Here is an 18029-nt window from a genome sequence, read left to right on the forward strand (position 1 = left end):
ATGGCGAAGAGGCCCGGCGCAGGCCGGGCCTCCCTCGCTCACAGGCCGAGCGCCTCCCTGAGCTTGCCGAACACCTTGGTGTTGTCCAGCGTCCCCTTGAAGCGTCCGCTGCCGGCACCGTCCGCAAACAGCATGACGTCGCCGCCGCCATGGGTCTCGGAACCCAGCTTGACCCCGGTCTCCTGCAGGTAGTCATCCCCCATCACCTGCTCGCTGGTGAGGGTGGGGCGCTGATCCTGGCGGTTCGGACCGTTGCCGAACACTAGCGTGGTGAAGGGCTTGCCATCGACGTCGTTCTGGGTGGAGCCGTCACCGTTCTTGACCAGATCCAGCACAGGGTTGCCCTTGGCGGCGTAGCCGTTGATGGTCATGGTGTGGTCGTGGTCGGCGGTGACCACGATCAGGGTATCGCTCAAGTCCACCTTGCCCAGCGCCGTCTTGACCGCCTCGTCCAGTGCCACCGCATCGGTGAGCGACCGTTTGGCGTTGGTGGCGTGCAGGGCGTGGTCGATGCGACCCCCTTCCACCATCAGGAAGTAGCCCTGACTGTTCTGGCTGAGCAGATCGATCGCCTTGGCGGTCATCTCGGAGAGGGACGGCTGGCTGCTGGCCGCCCCCTTGGCAACCCGGTCCAGCTCGTAGTCGAGGTGGGACTTGGCGCTGAACAGGCCCAGCACCTTGCCGCTCTCGACCTTGGCGAGATCGCTCCTGGTGGTGACATAGCTGTACCCCTGGGCGCTCAGCTCGGCGGTCAGATCCCGGCCGTCGGCCCGGCCGCCCTTGTTGCTGGCGCTGTAGGGCGTCCAGTGGTTGGCACCGCCCCCCATCAGCACGTCCACCCCGTCCCCCAGCGCGGTGTTGAAACCGGCACCGCCCGGCACCGCCTGCTCGGCGATGGCGTAGGCTGCATCCCGGTGGCAGATGTGGGAATAGGTGGCGGCCGGGGTGGCGTGGGTCAGCTCGGTGGTGGTGACGGCCCCCACCGACTTGCCCGCCGCCTTGGCCAGCTCGAGGATGGTCGGCACCGGGGTGCCGTTGTCGCTGGTGCAGTTGTTGATGCCCTTGTTGCCGTTGGCATCCTTGGACGGTGCCACGGCCCTGGTGTCGCTGCTCATGGCGATCACCTCGTTGTTCATCTTGACGCCCGTGGTGTAGGCCGCCATGGAGGGGGCGGAGTCCGTGGTCTGGGCATCGTGGGAGAAGGTCTTGATGCGGGCGCTGCGCGCCAGCTGCATCATCTCGAGATCTCCCTCTTCTCCCACCTTGTAGAGGCGGGTGGCAGTGAGCACGGTGGGGCCCATGCCGTCGCCGATGAAGAGGATCACGTTCCTGGCATCGGCGGCGTGCGCCTGGGAGAGGCCGCCCAGCGTCCCGTAAAGGGTGCCGAGCAGGGCGGTGCAGACCAGCGTCTTGTTCATGGTGATGTTCATCCTGTATTCCCTTACAGCTTGGCCGCAGCCTTGACCTTGCCGAAGACGGCGGTGTTGTCGAGTGAGCCGTGGAAGCTCTCCGCTCCCTGGCCGATGGCGCCGAGGAAGACATCGGTACCGCCGTGGGTCTCGTTGCCTATCTCGCCCACCTTGACCACGACCTCCTGGTGATAGTCGTCGGCGGAGACGGTGGCGTCGTCCAGGGGCGCCACGCTGCTGCGTGGACCGTCCACCCGGTTGTAGCCATTGCCAAAGCCGATGATGGTGTAGGGCATGCCATCGCTGTCCTTGCTCGGCTCACCGGTCTCGTAGTTCTTCACCAACCCGAGCACGCCCGGATTGCCTGCCGTGGTCTTGCCGGTACGCTTGGCGTAGCCGTTCAGCACCAGGGTGTGGTCATGGTCGGCGGTGACCACGATCAGGGTGTTTTTCAGCTCGGGGTCCGTTTTCTTCACCTCATCGATGGCGGCCTGGATGGCGTCGTCGAAGGCGAGGGTGTCCTGCAGGGCGCGCTTAGCGTTGGTGTCGTGCAGGGCGTGATCGATGCGCCCCCCTTCCACCATCAGGAAGTAGCCCTTCTCTTTATCCTTGAGCTGCTTGATGGCGGCCAGGGTCATCTGGGCCAGGGACGGCTCGCTGGCGGGTCTGTCCAGGTCGTATTTCATGTGGCTTGACCCGAACAGGCCCAGCAGCGGCTTGCCGGTCTCGGCCTGGTTCAGCTCATCCAGGGTGCTGGCAAACTGGTAGCCTTGTGCCTGCATCTCGGTGATGAGGTTGCGACCGTCTTCTCGCTTGCCCTTGTCGGCCAGGGGCTTGAAGAAGCCGCTGCCGCCTCCCAGCACCACGTCCAGCCCCTCTTTCAGGGCGCTGTTGTAACCGGCACCGCCCGGCACCAGCTGGGCGGCGATGTCGGCCTCCAGATCCCGGTTGCAGATGTGGGCATAGGTGGCGGCCGGGGTGGCGTGGGTCACCCGGGTGGTGGTGACGACGCCGGTGCCGCGGCCATCGGCCTTGGCCAGCTCCAGCAGTGTGGTGACCGGCTTGCCTGCACTCTGGCTGCAGTCGCTCTCCTGGGTGGCGTTGCTGTCCATGCTGATGACGCCGTTGTTGCTCTTGACCCCGGTCATGTAGGCGGACATGGAGGGGGCCGAGTCGGTCACCTGGGCGTCGTGGGAGAAGGTCTTGATGAAGGCTGTCTCGGGCAGGGTGTCGATGGTGAGGCTGCCCTCTTCGCCGACGCCGTAGATGCGGGAGGCGGTCAGGGTGTTGAGGCCCATGCCGTCCCCGAGGAAGAAGATCACGTTCCTGGCGCTGGGCTCTGGGGTGGTGCTGTCGTTGTTGGAGTTGCAGCCGGCGGCCAGGGCGGCGCCTATCATCACTGCAAGTCCTGCCATCTTTCTCATTGGGGTTCGCTCCTTGTGAAACCTGAGCGCAGCCTAGAGGGGGCAGATGACACTTTTAGTGAAGAGAGATGACAATACGGTGAAGGTGCCTTGTAAATGTTATCTTATATCAATGAGTTATGCTGGTCGTGTGAGGACGCTCCCGGCCCGGGGGTGCCACGGGCATCCGCCACCGGGGTGACAACACCCGGCCAGAATGGCCTGTCAAATCGGGGCCGCAGCAGGTAAAATGCGCCCCCTTGCGATGAGTGCCAGCGGTCTGGCGCATCACCACGCGCCCGCAGCCCCGAGCGCCCGCAGCCCCGAGAGGGGCCTGCATTCCAATGAGAGAGTAACGGATATGTCCATCAACTGGTTCCCCGGCCACATGCACAAGGCCCGCAAAGAGATTGCAGAGGTCATGCCCCAGGTCGATGTCATCATCGAGATGCTCGACGCCCGCATTCCCTTCTCCAGCGAGAACCCCCTGGTGCCGGAGCTGCGCGGCGAGACGCCGGTGATCAAGGTGCTGAACAAGGCAGACCTCGCCGACCCCGAGATCACCGCGCTCTGGGTGGCCCACATGGAGCAGGAGAAGGGGATCAAGGCGTTGCCCCTGACCCAGCAGGAGCCGGAGAAGATCAAGCAACTGCTGACCCTGTGCCACGAGATGCTGCCGGAGCGCAACTTCGAGCTGCGCGGGGTGCGCGCCATGATCATGGGGATCCCCAACGTGGGCAAGTCCACCCTGATCAACACCCTGGCGGGTCGCATCATCGCCAGGACCGGCAACGAGGCGGGGGTGACCAAGTCCCAGCAGCGGATCAAGCTGGACAACCACGTCATCCTGACCGACACCCCGGGCTTCCTCTGGCCCAAGCTGAACCCGCCCTCCTGTGGCTACCGCCTGGCGATCACCGCGGCCATCAAGGATACCGTCTTCGACTACGCCGACATCGCCATGTTTGCCGCCGACTACTTCATCAAGGCCTATCCGGAGCGCATCAAGGCACGCTACCAGTTGAGCGAGCTGCCCGAAACCGAGATCGAGCTGCTGGATCTCATCGCCCGCCAGCGCGGTTTCATGCGCAAGGGGGGCCTGGCGGATCTGCACAAGGCGTCCGAGATCCTGGTCAACGAGTTCCGCTCCGGCATGCTGGGCCGCATCTCCCTGGAGACCCCGGAGATGGTGAGGGTCGAGATCGTGGAGGCCGAGGCCGAGGCCGAGCAGAAGGCCAAGGAGAAGGCCGAGCGGGAAGAGGAGCGCCAGGCCCGGGCCCGTCGCAAGTACGCCAAGAAGCGCCAGCGCTGACCGGCATAGTGCGCGATATAAGCAGTGCTCGATATCAAGAAGAGGCGGCCCAAGGGTCGCCTCTTCTTGTTTGGGCCTTCAGGGTTGTGGAGAGGCCACATGGTCGATGCTCAACCGGCCCATGATCGTCATCATGGCCAAAGCGCTGGTTAATCAAGAGGATAGGGTTAGCGCTTAGCGGTGCCGTGGTGCTCGGCAAGAGCTGCGTGCCGCCACACCTTGCGATCCCTACTCAGCGCCGATTGACAATGGCATTGGCGGTGGCATGATGCGCTCGCATTTTGCCTCTCCCCACGGTTTTATCCATGACCACATATTCCCGCCCGGTGCTGCTTCTGCTCTGTGGCCTGCTGTTGCTGACCCTGGCCATCGCGGTATTGAACACCCTGGTGCCGCTCTGGCTCGCCCACGACAATCTGCCGACCTGGCAGGTGGGCATGGTCGGCTCCTCCTATTTCACCGGCAACCTGCTGGGCACCCTGCTGGCGGGGTCGCTGATCAAGCGCCTCGGGTTCAATCGCAGCTACTACCTGGCGTCTGCCATCTTTGCCGCAGGCTGCGTCGGCCTGGGGGTCACCCAGGGGTTCTGGAGCTGGCTGACATGGCGCTTCATCGCCGGTGTGGGCTGCGCCATCATCTGGGTGGTGGTGGAGAGCGCCCTCATGTGCAGCGGCAATGCGCGCAACCGGGGCCGCCTGCTGGCGGCCTACATGATGGTCTATTACCTGGGCACTGTGCTCGGGCAGCTGCTGGTCAGCAAGGTATCGACGGGGTTGATGGATGTCCTCCCCTGGGTGAGTGCCCTGGTACTGGCAGCCGTCTTGCCGCTGCTGTTTGCCCGCATCGTCAACGCGCGCAGCGAACAGGAGACGAGTGCCCTGGTGTGGCCCATGCTGCGCCTTCGCCAGGCCCGGCTGGGGGTCAACGGCTGCATCATCTCCGGCATGGTGCTGGGATCTCTCTATGGCCTGATGCCTCTCTATCTGAACCGTCAGGGGGTGAGCGACGCCGGCATCGGCTTCTGGATGGCGGTGATGGTCAGCGCCGGCATTCTGGGGCAGTGGCCCATCGGCCGTCTGGCGGAGCGCTTCGGGCGCTTGCCTGTGCTGCGGGTGCAGGTGTTTGCCGTGATCCTGGGGTGCATGGCGATGCTCGGCGGTGCCGTCATGGGACCGGCGCTGTTCATGCTGGGGGCTGCGTGTTTTACGCTCTACCCCGTGGCCATGGCCTGGGCCTGCGAAAAGGTGGCGCACCATCAGCTGGTGCCCATGAACCAGGCGCTGCTGCTGAGCTACACCATCGGCAGCCTGCTCGGCCCGACCCTGACTGCGCTCCTGATGCAGCGCTACTCGGACAACCTGCTGTTCATCGTGATCGCCTGCGTGTCGTTTATCTATCTGCTGATGCTGCTGCGCAAAATGGGAGAACACCCGACGCCGGTGGCCCATGCCTGAGGACTGTCGGGCTTCTCTGGCGCCTTCATAGGGGCGATCTCTGACGGGCCTTTCCGGGGGGCACGGCTGGGGGAGAAGGGGAGGACTGGCGTTGTTGTGCTTTATATAAAGAAGAGGTGGCCCAGGTGCCGCCTTTTTTGTGGCCGGGAGGGGGTGGCATCGCCATGTGCTAGCCGTAGCGGCGTCTGGCCTCCTCGAACAGGGACATGTGCAAGGGGATCAACCGCTGCCAGTCGCGCCGGTAGCCGCCACCGGGCACGGCGGCGATGGGCAGGCCGTGGCGCCGGGCACAGTCAAAGACCATGGCATCGCGCCGGCGTACCCCCTGATCGCTCAAAGAGAGATAGCCGAGCTCGTCGTCCCGGTGCACGTCCACCCCGGCCTGATAGAGGATGAGGTCGGGTTGATAGAGGCGAAGCGCCAGGCTCAGTGCCTGCTCCAGGGTAGTGAGGTAGGCATCGTCCTCCATGCCGGTGGGCAGCGGGAAGTCCAGGTGGGAGGCAGGCTTGTGGCGGGGAAAGTTGTGCTCCCCGTGCAGGGAGAGGGTGATGATGTCGCGGCTGCCTGCACACAGGGCGGCGCTGCCATCCCCCTGATGGACATCGAGATCCACGATCAGCACCTGCTCGCAGCGCCCCTCGTCCAGGCAGGCCCTCGCCGCAATCACCAGATCGTTGAACAGGCAGAAGCCGCTGCCAAAGTCCCGGTGGGCGTGGTGATAACCACCGGAGATCTGCAGGCCGCAGCCGTGCGTCAGGGCGTGACGGCTGGCCGCCAGGGTGGCCCCCACCGAACGCAGGGTACGTTCAATCAGCATGGGGGACCAGGGGAAACCGAGCCGGCGGATGGCCCCCTCGTCAAGCTGGCCCCCCAGGGCGGCGTCCACAAAGCCGGCCTCATGGACCCGCACTATCTGCTCGCGGCTCGCGGCGGGGGCCTCGAGAAGCGGATACCCCTCTGTCGACAGCTGCCGATGCAGCGCCTGGTACTTGGCCAGGGGGAAGCGGTGGCGCTCGGGCAGCACCAGGGCGGAGTAGTGGGGGTGATAGAAGATGCGAAGTGACATGGGGAGTCTATCCAGGCGGGTATGAAAAAGGGGAGCCAGGCTCCCCTCTATACAGGCGTGCGATGCGCCCTTATTGCTGCTGGATGACCCAGATCTGGAAGGCTTTGCGGGTCTCCGCATCGGCCTTGTTGTACCAGTTCTGCATCTGGGTCAGGGCTTCGGGGTTGCTCTGGGCCTTGCTCGGGGCCACTTCGGCCGGTGCGCTGGCGGCGGCCATCACGGCGGCGCTGGAGATGGCGACGGTCTTGGGCTGGTTGAAGGCCTTGCCCATATTGATCAGCTCCTGCTGATAGTCGCGGGTCAGCTGGAAGCCACCCACGGTCGGCATGACGAACTGCTCGCTCTCGACGGTCTGGCCGCTGGCCTTGTCCTTGAGGACCACTTTCTGATCTTTCAGGAATGCCTTGGCTTCCGCTTCGTTGCGGGGCTTCTTGTAGTCCAGCACCAGGGTCTGGTTGTCGGCGGCGGTGAAGTTGATCACCAGGGGCTCGGCGGTCACCAGCTTGATTTCGCTACGGTTGGAGTAGTTGCCCTCGAAGGCCACCACCAGCTGGTGCTTGCCGGCGCTGATGGGGAAGCTGCTGGTCTTTTCGAGCAGCTTGGGGTTGATGGACTCCCCGTCGATGAGCTGGACCACATAGGGATTGGTTATTTCCAGTTGGCTATTAGCCAGGGCGCTACCTGCCCACAACAGACCAGCCAGGGCCGGCACCAGAACAGTCAGTTTCATTTCATCTCCTTGAACAGTCAGGCGATTGCCCACTGAAAAATAGGGGCTCATTTTTGCAGGTTTGCCCTGGAGCGGCAATAGCCGTTTATGGCGCGGTCCTGCCGACGGGAGAGCCGAACCTACTCGATTCGCCGGGTGAAAGGAGGCAGGGCGTCCAGCAGCCCCTTGCCGTAGCGTTTGGTCAACAGGCGCCGGTCGAGAATGGTCACGCGCCCCCGATCCGCCTCTTTGCGGATGAGGCGGCCACAGGCCTGGATAAGCTTGCGCGACGCCTCCGGTACCGTCAGTTGCAGGAAGGGGTTGCCGCCGCGCTGCTCTATCCACTCGGCAGTGGCCTCTTCCACCGGCGAGTTCGGCACCGCAAAGGGCAACTTGGTGATCACCAGGTTGGTGAGGTAGTGCCCCGGCAGATCCAGCCCCTCGGAGAAACTGCCGGTGCCAAAGAGGATGCTGGCCTGGCCGCCGTCGCACTTCTGTTTGTGCAAGAGGAGCAGGGCACTGCGCGACGCTTCCCCCTGCACCAGCAACGACATCCCCTTGGCCCTGAGCCCCGCCGCCACCTCGTTCATCTGCCGGTAGGAGGAGAAGAGCACCAGGCTCGCCTCCTTGCCTGCCAGCAGGCGGGGCAGGGTGTCGATCAGTTCCTGGGTAAAGGCGGGGGCGCTCGGTTCATGAGCCATCCTGGGCAGATAGAGCTCGGCCTTGTGGTAGTCGAAGGGGGACCGCAGGCGCAGATAGCGGGTGCCATCGTGCTCCTTGAGCCCTACCTGGTGGCGGAAATAGCTGAAGGAGGAGAGGGCGGTGAGGGTGGCAGAGACCAGTACGGCCCCGAGGCAGCGGGACCAGAGCCACTCCTCCAGCAGATAGCCTACCTCGATGGGGGAGGCGTGCAGCCAGATGTCCCCGTCCTCGCTCCTGGCCATCCAGCGGGCGAGCGGTGTCTTGCCGGCGGGCACGTGGCGGCTCAGCATTTCCCACAGGGCGCAGAAGTTTTCCAGACGCTGCAGGTGAAAGCCGCTCTCCGCCAGCAGGGGCTCGGCCTCCTTGCGGCGGATCTCGCCATCTTTGAGCGCCTCGCCGATGGCCCCCTGCATCCTGTCCAGCGCCCGCAGCGCCTTCTTGCTCGCCTCTTTCAGGTTCTCTGCCAGCATGGGCAGGGGGTCGGGCAGGACACCGTCGGCAAACCTGTGGTGCTGCTCGGCGCCAAACAGCTGCTCGTGGCTGCCGAGCCACTGCTCCAGCGCCTTCAGATCCGGCTGCAAAGAGGCCAGGGCATCCTGCAGCTTCAGCTGGGGATCGAGCAGGCTCTCCTTGTTGAGGGCCCGCGCCAGCTTGCCGGCACTTTGCACCAGCTTCTCCAGCCAGCGGCGGGAGCCCTTGATGCTGGCGCTCGCTGCGCCGTGATCCCGGGCGATGGTCGGCAGGTGGTGAGCCTCATCCAGCACATAGATGCACTCGTCGGGGGGAGGCAGGATGATGCCGCCCCCCATGGTGAGGTCGGAGAGCAGCAGGGCATGGTTGACCACCAGCACGTCGGCGGCGTCCATGTCGTTGCGGGCACGGTGGAAGGGGCAGTGCTGGTGGTGGCTGAGCGCCTTGTTGCAGGTGTGGCGATCGGCAGCGATGCGATCCCAGCAGGTGTCGGGGATGGGCTTGGGCCAGTTGTCCCGATCGCCGTCCCACTTGCCCCCGGTGTAGGCCTGCCACAACGCCTCATAGCACGCCTTGTCGGAGTCTGACGGCTTGTGCTTGCTCAAACTCCCGAAGTCGAGCTCGAAGTTGGCCATGTCGATGCCGCTCGCCGCCTGCTCCAGCAGGTGTTCGCAGCAGTAACGCTGGCGCCCCTTGACCAGCATGAAGCGAAACGGCAGCTCGCTGTGGCGGTGGTAAAAAGGCAGGTCCTTGTGGATCAACTGCTCCTGCAGGGCGACGGTGGCGGTGGAGATCACCAGCTTCTTCTGGGTGAGCCGTGCCACCGGGATGGCGCCCTGGGCATAGGAGAGGGATTTGCCGATGCCGGTGCCGGCCTCTGCCACCAGGATGCGGCGACTCCTGTCATATTCCCCCGTCAGGGTCTTGGCGATTTCGGCCACCAGAAAGTTCTGCTCCTTGCGCGGCACAAAACCGGGTAAACCATCGGCAATCTGGCGATAGGTATTGCGGATGGTGGCTTTGAGGCGAGTCGATAGCATAAATAAGGTGCGGCCGTGTGGAGATGAATGAACACAGGATACCCGCAAGAGGTGACCGGGGTCGAGGCAAGGGAAGGCAGTGAGCGCCGACGTGCCTCTGCACATATGTCATGGGGCGGATGGGGCGTGCAATAAACCACCAGGAAAGGTGTTTTGGGCAGCAACTATCGCTGTAAACGTTTACCCTGGTGGGGCAAACGTTGTGGGATTCAGCTCACAAAAATCCCCCTATGACTATGGTTTTCATAAAAAGTTCCAAGTTTTTTCATTGCGGATTGGAAAACCCGGTGATAGTCTCGGCGCCATAGTGATGCAAAGAACATCGCTAACACAGGGAATAACAAGGACTTAGTGTTTAATTACAGTAGGCATTGGAAACTATGAAAAAGACAATTCTGGCTATTGCTATCCCGGCTCTGTTTGCATCCGCAGCCAACGCTGCTGTCGTTTACGACAAAGACGGCACCACTTTTGATATCTACGGCCGTGTTCAGGCTAACATGTACGCTGACCACAACGATGAAGATGCAGAACTGGTTGGTTCCTCCCGTCTGGGCTGGTCCGGCAAAGTTGCTCTGAACGACACCTGGTCCGGTATCGCCAAGACCGAGTGGCAAGTCTCTGCCGAAAACTCCGACAACAAGTTCAACTCCCGTCACATCTGGGTTGGCTTCGACGGCACCCAGTACGGCAAGATCATCTTCGGTCAGACCGACACCGCGTTCTACGACGTGCTGGAGCCGACCGATATCTTCAACGAGTGGGGTGACGCTGGTAACTTCTACGACGGTCGTCAAGAAGGCCAGGTTATCTACTCCAACAGCTTCGGTGGCTTCAAGGGCAAACTGTCCTACCAGACCAACGACGACGAAGCCGTTGTTGTTACCGACGTAGGTGGCAACTCCTTCACTACCGAATTCCCGGGCATCAAGCGTAACTGGGCCTATGCTGCCGCAGTTGGCTATGACTTCGACTTCGGTCTGGGCTTCAACGGTGGTTACGCTTACTCCGACCTGGAAGCGACCACCAACAGCAACACCGGTGAGAAATCCGAGTGGGCTCTGGGCGCACACTACGCCATCAACGGCTTCTACTTCGCCGGTATGTACACCGAAGGCGACCTGAAGAACGACAGCACCGGTTACAAGGGTGAAGGTCGTGGCTACGAGCTGGCTGCTTCCTACAACGTCGACGCCTGGACCTTCCTGGCTGGCTACAACTTCAAGGAAGGCAAGGACAACACTGCCGGTTCTTCCTACGAAGACATGCTGGACGAAACCCTGCTGGGCGTACAGTACAACTTCACTTCCAAGCTGAAGGCGTACACCGAGTACAAGATCCAGGGTATCGACGGTCTGGACGACGAGTTCACTGTTGCTCTGCAATACAACTTCTAATCCTGTCCTAGCACGGATTTAGTGAGTAAACGGCCAAGCTTGCTTGGCCGTTTTGTTTTGTCTGCTTCCTTGATGTGCCCGAGCCGTCCGGCTTGCCCTCCGGCCCTGCGCCAGGTCACGTTGTCTTCCTTGTCCCCTTGGCTCTCTTCTCGTAAATCGCTAGATTATTCAATTCGTTGAAACAGGGCTGGCCAACAGGGAAGGATACCTTTTGATCGATTTCACTCACCCCGAGTGGCGCGCGCTGGCGCAGCAGTTGTTGAGCGGGGCCCCCCAGATTGTTCGCGGTCGCCAGTGGCAGCCCCTTATCGGCATGTTGAAGGACAACCAGCTGCTGCTGACCCTGGGCAACCATCGTTACGAGCTGACCCCGGCCGGGCGGCGCTACCTGACCCGCGAGCTGATGCTGGCGGATATGGCCTGCGCTCCCCCGGAGCCGGAGGAGTGGCTTCATACCCAGGGCTGGCAGCTGGGGGAGAGGGTCAACGAACGGGTGCTGGCGGCCCTCTATCGCAAGGGAGAGGCGGGCTTCAGCCCCATCGAGCAGATCGATTTCGAGGACAAGGGGATACGGCCGTGCAGCGATCTGCCCCTGCGCCTGCGCGCCGCCCGCCCGTTCAGCCTCTTCTTCAGCGGGGGCACCCTGCTCGATGCCACGTCCTGGCTCCAGACCCTGGGGGAGGTGGCGCTGCCCGCCCGCACCCTGGCGGGGCTTGGCAAGGTCCTCTGGGGGGAGGGGGAGATCCAGCGGGTGATCACGACCGACGTCGTCGGTGCCTTTGCCGACGTACACCTGCCCGCCGATGCCCTGCTGGTCTGGTATCCGGCCCAGGATCCCGGCACCTTGCAGCCCCTGATCGCTGCCTTGCCCCCCCAGACGCTCTGGAGCCACCTCACCGCCCTGGATCCTGCCGGGGTCGACAGGGTGCTGACCCTGGCCCAGCGCCTGGGGCGCCCGGCGAGCTGGTGGCTGCCACGGGATCTCGTGCCCATCAAGACGGCCTACGGGGTCCCCCTGCACGACTCGCGTCCCTGGGAGCCGAGCCGGATCCCTCGCTCATTGCTGGCACAGTGCAGCGATCTGGTGGAGTCGGGCCACGGTCTCTCGGCGGAAGTCTGTGCCCTGGCGCCCGATTGGCACGCGGTCGGGTGAGAGGCTCGCCTGCTGCCTCGAGAAAGCGGTTTTCCCCTATGGAAGGCAGTGGTATAAAGAGTTGACGGAGCGCTCCCTGGATGGGCGCTTTTGTTTGCCAACCTACTTTGCCAGCCAACGAACTCAACGGAATACAGGGAATACCATGTTTGAAAAGGTTGTTGCCGCCCCAGCGGATCCGATCCTGGGCCTGACCGAAGCCTTCCGTGCCGACACTCGCAGCCACAAGATCAATCTGGGGGTCGGGATCTACAAGGATGAGACCGGTGCCACTCCTATCCTTCACTGCGTCAAGAAAGCCGAACAGAAGCTCTTGACCGACGAGAAGACCAAGAATTACCTCGGTATTGAAGGCAATATCGAGTACGGCCGCATCGTGCAGCAGTTGCTGTTCGGGCAGGACTCCGCCCTCGTCAACAGCGGCCGCGCCAAGACAGCGCAAGCCCCGGGTGGTACCGGCGCCCTGCGTATCGCCGCCGAGTTCGTGGTGCGCAACAATCTCGCCAAGACCGTCTGGATCTCCGACCCCACCTGGGCCAACCACGTCAGCGTGTTCCAGTCCGCGGGTCTGACCGTCAAGTGGTACAAGTACTACGATGCGGCGACCAAGGGGCTCGACTTTGCCGCCATGCAGGCGTCTCTCTCCGAGGCACAGGCCGGCGATCTGGTACTGCTGCACGGCTGCTGCCACAACCCGACCGGTATCGACCCGACCGCTGATCAGTGGCGCGCCCTGGCCAAGCAGAGTGCCGCCGCCGGCTGGCTGCCGCTGTTCGACTTCGCCTATCAGGGCTTTGCCCGCGGTATCGAGGAAGATGCCGAAGGCCTGCGCATCTTCGCCGAGTGCCACGACGAGCTGCTGGTGGCGAGCTCCTTCTCCAAGAACTTCGGTCTCTACAACGAGCGGGTCGGGGCCTTCACCCTGGTCTGTGCGACCAAGGCGGTGGCCGACGTGGCCTTCACCCAGGTCAAGACCGTCATTCGCGCCAACTACTCCAACCCGCCGTCCCACGGCGCCGCCGTCGTCACCGCCGTGGTGAGCGATCCTGTCCTCTATGCGGAGTGGGTGGAAGAGGTGGCCGCCATGCGGGTGCGCATTCGCGAGATGCGCGAACTGCTGGTGGAAAAGCTGGCCGCCCGTGGCGTGAGTCAGGACTTCGGCTTCATCCGCGAGCAGAACGGCATGTTCTCCTTCTCCGGTCTCAGCAAGGATCAGGTGGAGCGCCTCAAGAGCGAGTTCGCCATCTACATCGTCGGCTCCGGCCGGATCAGCGTGGCCGGTATCACCCGCGCCAACATTGACCCGCTGTGCGACGCCATCGCCAAGGTGCTGTAAGCGAGCCATCGCCATCCGTTCAATAAAAAGCCCGCCGGGGAGACCCGGCGGGCTTTTTCGTTCCTGCGGTGTTCACCGTCAGCGGCGGCGCTTGCCACCCCCCAGCAGGGAGCCGAGCACCCCGCGGACCAGCTGGCGCCCCACCTCGTTGCCCAGGGTGCGGGCCACGCTCTTGGCGGCGGTCTGCACCACGCCGTCGTGCTGGCCGCCGCGCGGGCCGGTGCGGCCAAAGAGGATACCGTTGAGGGCATCGAGCAGACCGCCCTCGGGCTCGCCACGGGATTGGGGGGGATCATCGGCGGCCACGGCCGGCCGCGCGCCGTTGAGGCGCTCGAAGGCGGACTCCCGATCCTCCGGTGTCTCGTAGCGGCCGTGCAGCAAGGAGTCCTGGATCAGGGCCTGCCGCTCACCGTCGGTCAGCGGTCCGATACGGCTGGCCGGCGGGGCGATGAAGGCGCGCTCCACCACGCCGGGGCGCCCCTTCTCGTCGAGCAGGGAGATGAGCGCCTCGCCGACGCCGAGCTCGGTGATGACGCCGGCGGCATCGAAGGCCGGGTTGGCCCGCAGGGTGTTGGCGGCGATGCGCACCGCCTTCTGATCGCTCGGGGTGAAGGCGCGCAGGGCGTGCTGCACCCGGTTGCCGAGCTGTCCCAGCACGCTGTCGGGGATGTCCGCCGGGCTCTGGGTCACAAAGTAGATACCCACCCCCTTGGAGCGAATGAGTCGCACCACCAGCTCGATCTTCTCCAGCAGCGCCTTGGGGGCGTCGTTGAACAGGAGGTGCGCCTCGTCGAAGAAGAAGACCAGGATGGGCTTGTCAGGATCCCCCACCTCGGGCAGTTGCTCGAACAGCTCGGAGAGCAGCCAGAGTAGGAAGCAGGCATAGAGCCGGCTGGACTGGGTCAGCTTGCCCGCAGCCAGCACATTGATATGGCCGTGGCCGGCCTCGTCGGTCTGCAGCAGATCCTGAATGTCCAGCATGGGCTCGCCGAAGAAGTGATCGCCCCCGGCGCTCTCCAGAGTGAGCAGGTTGCGCAGGATGGCGCCGATGGAGGCGGTCGATACGTTGCCGTAGCGGGTGGTGAGGGTCTTGGCGTTGTCCCCCGCGAACTGCACCATGGCCCGCAGGTCTTTGAGATCCAGCAGCAACAGCCCTTCGTCGTCTGCCACCTTGAACACCAGCTCCAGCACCCCGCTCTGGGTGTCGTTCAGGCCGAGCAGACGGGAGAGCAGCAGCGGCCCCATGTTGGAGACGGTGGCCCGCACCGGGTGCCCCTGCAGGGCGAAGAGATCCCAGAACAGGGTGGGGTTGGCAGCAAAGCTCGGGGCTGGGATGCCGAGCTGGGCCAGTCTGGCGTCCAGCTTGGTGGACGGGGTTCCGGCGGCGCCCAGCCCGCTGAGATCCCCCTTCACATCCGCCAGAAAGACGGGGACCCCGAGGCGGGAGAAGCCCTCTGCCAGCACCTGCAGGGTGACGGTCTTGCCAGTGCCGGTGGCGCCGGTAATGAGGCCGTGGCGGTTCGCCATGGCGGGCAGCAGAGTGAGGGGGCGGCCATTGGCGTGGGCCAGGGTCAGGGGTTCGGCCATGGTGGGCTCCTTGTCTTGGCGGGTGGCGGCAAGCCGGGGTTACAAGGAGTGTGGTGGCAGAGCCAAATGATGGCAAGCCGCGCACCCCGGGGGCGCGGGGGAGCCTGCTCAGCGGGCGCGGATCAGCCTGCCGAGTTGCAGTATCAGCAGGGTGAACAGGGCGCCGGCGGCGGCAGTGAGCAGGGCCAGCAGCAGGCTGCCGAGCAGGAAGGGGGGCAACAGGGTGGCCGCCTCGTGCTCCAGCCAGTGCAGGGACCAGGTGAGGTGGAAGGGCTCCGGGGGCTCGCGCAGCACCAGACAGCCGGTGCGATAGGCGTAGAGGTACATGAAGGGGAGCGTCAGCGGGTTGTTGAACCAGACCGCCAGCAGGGCCAGCGGCAGATTGAGGCTGAATGCCAGCGCCAGGGCGACGGCTACCAGGGAGTGCATGGGCATCGGGATCCAGCTGGCGAACAGACCGGCCGCCACGGCACCGCACAGGGCCCGGGTCCCTCTCTGCCAGAGGGCGGGGGTCAGCAGGCGCTCACCGAACAGGGCAAACCACTTCTGCTGGCGCAGGGTGTCCGGATCCAGCCGGAAGCGGGCGAACCAGCGGCTCAGCATGCCCGCGCCACCCGGCGTTTTTTCCACTGTCGTACCGTGCTCAGGCGCCAGAAGGTGCGGATCAGGGCATAGCCAATCAGAGAGCTCAGCAGGGCGAGCACCAGGGAGCCCAGCAAGAGTGGCGGTGCCACCGTTTCGAACACCGACATCAGCCAGGCCCAGGTAAACTCGATGTCGATGGGCTGGGCGTGCCGACCCAGCAGCTGGCAGCCGGTCAGGTAGGCGCCATAGAACAGGGGCGGCATGGTCAGGGGGTTGGAGAGCCAGACCAGGGCCACCGAGAGGGGCAGGTTGACCCGAAACAGGATGGCCCCCCCGGCCGCCAGCAGCATCTGGCAGGGCAGGGGGATCCAGGCCATGAAGAGGCCGACCGCGAAGGCCCCTGCGGCGGATCGCCGGTTGAGATGCCAGAGGTTGGCATCGAGCAGCAGATTGCCGAACAGGCGCAAGTGCTTGTGCTCTTTCAGGCTCTGCTGATCGGGCATCCAGCGCTGTATGATTCGTTTGGGCATGTTTTAAACCTTGCTAGATACTTGCTCCATGGATCTGCGTCTGTTGTCGTTTGCCCTTGGGGCAAGCTCCTCACTGCTTTGGCCATGGCTGCCTTCATGGGAATGGGGGGGCCTGATGCTGCTGCTCGCGCTCCCCCTCGCCGCCTGCCGCTGCTGGCGGCTGCTGTTTTTACTGTCTGGCATTCTCTGGATGCAGGGAAATCTGCACTACCGGCTGGCCTGGCTGGACCAGCTTGGCAAAAAAACGAGTCACATCATAACCGCACAAGTGCAAAGTGCGGAGCCCTCCGGCGACAAAGATCGCGATCATTTTACGCGCCTGCTGCTGCGGGTCGAGACCCTGGATGCCCTTCCCCTCACGCCGGCCCCCCTGGTGCGGGTGAACGCCTATCAGGCGCTGCCGCCCCTGCCCGCCGGCAGTCGCGTCACTCTGGTGACCAGCCTCAAGCCTGCCCATGGCCTCGCGAACGAAGCAGGGATGGACGGGCGACGGCTGCTGCTCGGCAAGGGGATCACGGCCACCGGCAATCTGCGCCGGATCATCGAGGTGACGGCAGCGCCGCCGGGCTGGCGTGAGCGCTGGCTGACCGCCGCCGACACGGCCTGGCAGGGGTTGGTGCAGGCCCCCCTGCTGGCGGCACTCACCTTCGGGGAGCAGGGGGGCATCACGGATGCCCAGTGGGATCTCTTTCGCGGCAGTGGCCTGACCCACATCATCGCCATCTCCGGCCAGCATATCGCCCTGGTGGCGGTGCTCGGCTGGTGGCTGGGCCGGTTGTTCGGGTTGCGGGGGGCCATCCTTGTCTCACTGCTGTTCGCGGCCACCTACAGCTGGCTGGCCGGGTTTGCGGTGGCGACCGAACGGGCCCTCATCATGGTGCTGGTATGGAGCCTGCTGCGCTGGCTGAAACGGGACTGGCCGAGTCACCGCATCTGGCTGTGGGCCTTCGTGGTGATCGCGCTCTGGGATCCCTTCGCCTTCTATTCGGCGGGTTTCTGGCTCTCCTTCCTGGCGGTGGCCCTGCTGTTGCTGGCGAGCCTGCTGCACGAGCGTCCCGGCCTGGTGCGCCTGCAACTCTTGCTGCTGCTCGGGTTGTTGCCCCTGCAACTGCTGCTGTTCGAAGGGATGGCCCCCCTGGCGCTCCTGCTCAACCTGTTGGCATTGCCGCTGTTCTGCCTCGGGATCATCCCCCTCGCCCTCATCGGCGTCCTGCTGGCTCCCCTCTCCACCTCCCTGGCCCACGGCCTGCTCTGGCTCTCCGATCTTGGTCTGGAATGGGTGCTCTGGGGGCTGGCGCGGCTGGCGAGTCAGGTACGGCTATGGTGGCCGGTCCCAGGCTGGCTGATGCCCGCCAGCACCCTGCTGATCCTGCTGTGGGCGGGCCGGCAGCTGCCGGGGGCGGGTGCTGGACGTGGGGCAGGGGCTCTCGGTGCTCGTCACCCGGGGAGAGCGCGGCATCCTCTTCGATACCGGGGATCGCTACCCCGGTGGCTACAACATGGCGGACGCGGTCATCCAGCCCGTGCTGAACCGGCTCGGAGTGAGGGTGATCGATACCCTCGTCATCAGCCACAGGGACCGGGATCACGCAGGCAACCGGCAGGCGGTGCTGCAGGGGATAGCCGTGCGCCGCGAGCTCTCCTCCTTCCCGTTCGCGCCGAGTACCCAGGCTTGTCGCCGTGGCCAGGAGTGGCGCTGGCAGGGGCTCGACCTGCGCGTGCTCTGGCCCGAGCGACCGGGGGCGGGGCGCAACAACGACAGCTGCGTCGTGCAGATCAGCGACGGACGGCATCGCCTCCTGCTCAGCGGTGACATCGAGCAGTTGGCGGAACATCGCCTGCTGGCCCTGGAGAGCAGGGAGGGCGGGGGAGAGG

The 18029-nt window shown here is 64.4% G+C and carries 13 protein-coding genes and 1 pseudogene; 6 read left to right on the plus strand and 8 right to left on the minus strand.

Features of this window, described 5'->3' with window-relative positions:
• Positions 1-38: 38 nt before the first annotated feature.
• Together BN1136_RS08565 and BN1136_RS08570 are read right to left on the minus strand one after the other, a co-directional pair.
• Positions 39-1430, minus strand: coding sequence for an alkaline phosphatase (locus BN1136_RS08565; RefSeq protein ID WP_052365664.1), 1392 nt, complete (start codon positions 1428-1430; stop codon positions 39-41).
• 11 nt (positions 1431-1441) lie between these two features.
• The gene (locus BN1136_RS08570) at positions 1442-2833 is read right to left on the minus strand and encodes an alkaline phosphatase (protein WP_043759494.1); all 1392 of its coding nucleotides are present in this window, start codon (positions 2831-2833) and stop codon (positions 1442-1444) included.
• A gap of 340 nt (positions 2834-3173) precedes the next feature.
• Between BN1136_RS08570 and ylqF the strand changes: the two genes are divergently transcribed.
• Both ylqF and BN1136_RS08580 read left to right on the plus strand, forming a co-directional pair.
• Positions 3174-4124 (plus strand): ribosome biogenesis GTPase YlqF, encoded by a 951-nt coding sequence (gene ylqF / locus BN1136_RS08575; protein ID WP_043759497.1) that lies wholly within the window; start codon positions 3174-3176, stop codon positions 4122-4124.
• A gap of 305 nt (positions 4125-4429) precedes the next feature.
• Entirely contained in the window at positions 4430-5578 is a 1149-nt protein-coding gene (locus BN1136_RS08580; protein WP_043759499.1) for an MFS transporter, read from the plus strand.
• Positions 5579-5747: 169 nt separating this feature from the next.
• On the opposite strand, the gene BN1136_RS08585 is transcribed toward BN1136_RS08580, so the two are convergent.
• The 3 genes from BN1136_RS08585 to dinG all read right to left on the minus strand — a co-directional run bounded on the left by BN1136_RS08585 (position 5748) and on the right by dinG (position 9566).
• Positions 5748-6644: a histone deacetylase family protein gene (locus BN1136_RS08585; RefSeq protein ID WP_043759502.1), complete on the minus strand. Its 897-nt coding sequence runs from the start codon at positions 6642-6644 to the stop codon at positions 5748-5750.
• A gap of 70 nt (positions 6645-6714) precedes the next feature.
• On the minus strand, positions 6715-7374 hold the full coding sequence (locus BN1136_RS08590) for a YccT family protein (protein ID WP_043759504.1): 660 nt from the start codon (positions 7372-7374) through the stop codon (positions 6715-6717).
• Between the two features lie 119 nt (positions 7375-7493).
• Positions 7494-9566 carry an ATP-dependent DNA helicase DinG gene (gene dinG / locus BN1136_RS08595; RefSeq protein WP_043759506.1) on the minus strand — a complete coding sequence of 691 codons (2073 nt, stop codon included), beginning with the start codon at positions 9564-9566 and terminating at the stop codon, positions 7494-7496.
• A 380-nt stretch (positions 9567-9946) separates the two neighbouring features.
• On the opposite strand from dinG, the gene BN1136_RS08600 reads away from it, so the two are divergent.
• The 3 genes from BN1136_RS08600 (at position 9947) to BN1136_RS08610 (ending at position 13452) form a co-directional block, all read left to right on the plus strand.
• Positions 9947-10963, plus strand: coding sequence for a porin (locus tag BN1136_RS08600; protein ID WP_043759508.1), 1017 nt, complete (start codon positions 9947-9949; stop codon positions 10961-10963).
• Positions 10964-11174: 211 nt separating this feature from the next.
• A complete protein-coding gene (locus BN1136_RS08605; protein ID WP_043759510.1) occupies positions 11175-12116 on the plus strand; it encodes a hypothetical protein in 942 nt (313 codons plus the stop codon).
• Positions 12117-12261: 145 nt separating this feature from the next.
• Positions 12262-13452, plus strand: coding sequence for an amino acid aminotransferase (locus BN1136_RS08610; protein ID WP_043759512.1), 1191 nt, complete (start codon positions 12262-12264; stop codon positions 13450-13452).
• Positions 13453-13530: 78 nt separating this feature from the next.
• Here BN1136_RS08610 and BN1136_RS08615 read toward each other — a convergent pair whose 3' ends face one another.
• The 3 genes from BN1136_RS08615 to BN1136_RS08625 all read right to left on the minus strand — a co-directional run bounded on the left by BN1136_RS08615 (position 13531) and on the right by BN1136_RS08625 (position 16154).
• Complete coding sequence (locus BN1136_RS08615; RefSeq protein ID WP_043759514.1) at positions 13531-15039, minus strand: helicase HerA-like domain-containing protein; 1509 nt, start codon at positions 15037-15039, stop codon at positions 13531-13533.
• Between the two features lie 108 nt (positions 15040-15147).
• Positions 15148-15642, minus strand: a complete 495-nt coding sequence (locus BN1136_RS08620) for a DUF2062 domain-containing protein (protein WP_043759516.1) — start codon at positions 15640-15642, stop codon at positions 15148-15150.
• Positions 15636-16154 carry a DUF2062 domain-containing protein gene (locus BN1136_RS08625; RefSeq protein WP_043759518.1) on the minus strand — a complete coding sequence of 173 codons (519 nt, stop codon included), beginning with the start codon at positions 16152-16154 and terminating at the stop codon, positions 15636-15638. Before BN1136_RS08625 ends, BN1136_RS08620 begins: the two co-directional genes overlap by 7 nt.
• Before the next feature lie 28 nt (positions 16155-16182).
• Between BN1136_RS08625 and BN1136_RS08630 the strand changes: the two are divergent.
• Positions 16183-18029: pseudogene (locus BN1136_RS08630) on the plus strand (ComEC/Rec2 family competence protein); the annotation flags it as partial.

The sequence above is a fragment of the Aeromonas taiwanensis genome (assembly GCF_000820165.1).
Classification (GTDB): domain Bacteria; phylum Pseudomonadota; class Gammaproteobacteria; order Enterobacterales; family Aeromonadaceae; genus Aeromonas; species Aeromonas taiwanensis.

Coding starts and splice junctions, on each gene's coding strand:
- BN1136_RS08565 (WP_052365664.1), bottom strand. CDS start 1,430: ATGAACATCACCATGAACAAGACGCTGGTCTGCACCGCCCTGCTCGGC.
- BN1136_RS08570 (WP_043759494.1), bottom strand. CDS start 2,833: ATGAGAAAGATGGCAGGACTTGCAGTGATGATAGGCGCCGCCCTGGCC.
- ylqF (WP_043759497.1), top strand. CDS start 3,174: ATGTCCATCAACTGGTTCCCCGGCCACATGCACAAGGCCCGCAAAGAG.
- BN1136_RS08580 (WP_043759499.1), top strand. CDS start 4,430: ATGACCACATATTCCCGCCCGGTGCTGCTTCTGCTCTGTGGCCTGCTG.
- BN1136_RS08585 (WP_043759502.1), bottom strand. CDS start 6,644: ATGTCACTTCGCATCTTCTATCACCCCCACTACTCCGCCCTGGTGCTG.
- BN1136_RS08590 (WP_043759504.1), bottom strand. CDS start 7,374: ATGAAACTGACTGTTCTGGTGCCGGCCCTGGCTGGTCTGTTGTGGGCA.
- dinG (WP_043759506.1), bottom strand. CDS start 9,566: ATGCTATCGACTCGCCTCAAAGCCACCATCCGCAATACCTATCGCCAG.
- BN1136_RS08600 (WP_043759508.1), top strand. CDS start 9,947: ATGAAAAAGACAATTCTGGCTATTGCTATCCCGGCTCTGTTTGCATCC.
- BN1136_RS08610 (WP_043759512.1), top strand. CDS start 12,262: ATGTTTGAAAAGGTTGTTGCCGCCCCAGCGGATCCGATCCTGGGCCTG.
- BN1136_RS08615 (WP_043759514.1), bottom strand. CDS start 15,039: ATGGCCGAACCCCTGACCCTGGCCCACGCCAATGGCCGCCCCCTCACT.
- BN1136_RS08620 (WP_043759516.1), bottom strand. CDS start 15,642: ATGCTGAGCCGCTGGTTCGCCCGCTTCCGGCTGGATCCGGACACCCTG.
- BN1136_RS08625 (WP_043759518.1), bottom strand. CDS start 16,154: ATGCCCAAACGAATCATACAGCGCTGGATGCCCGATCAGCAGAGCCTG.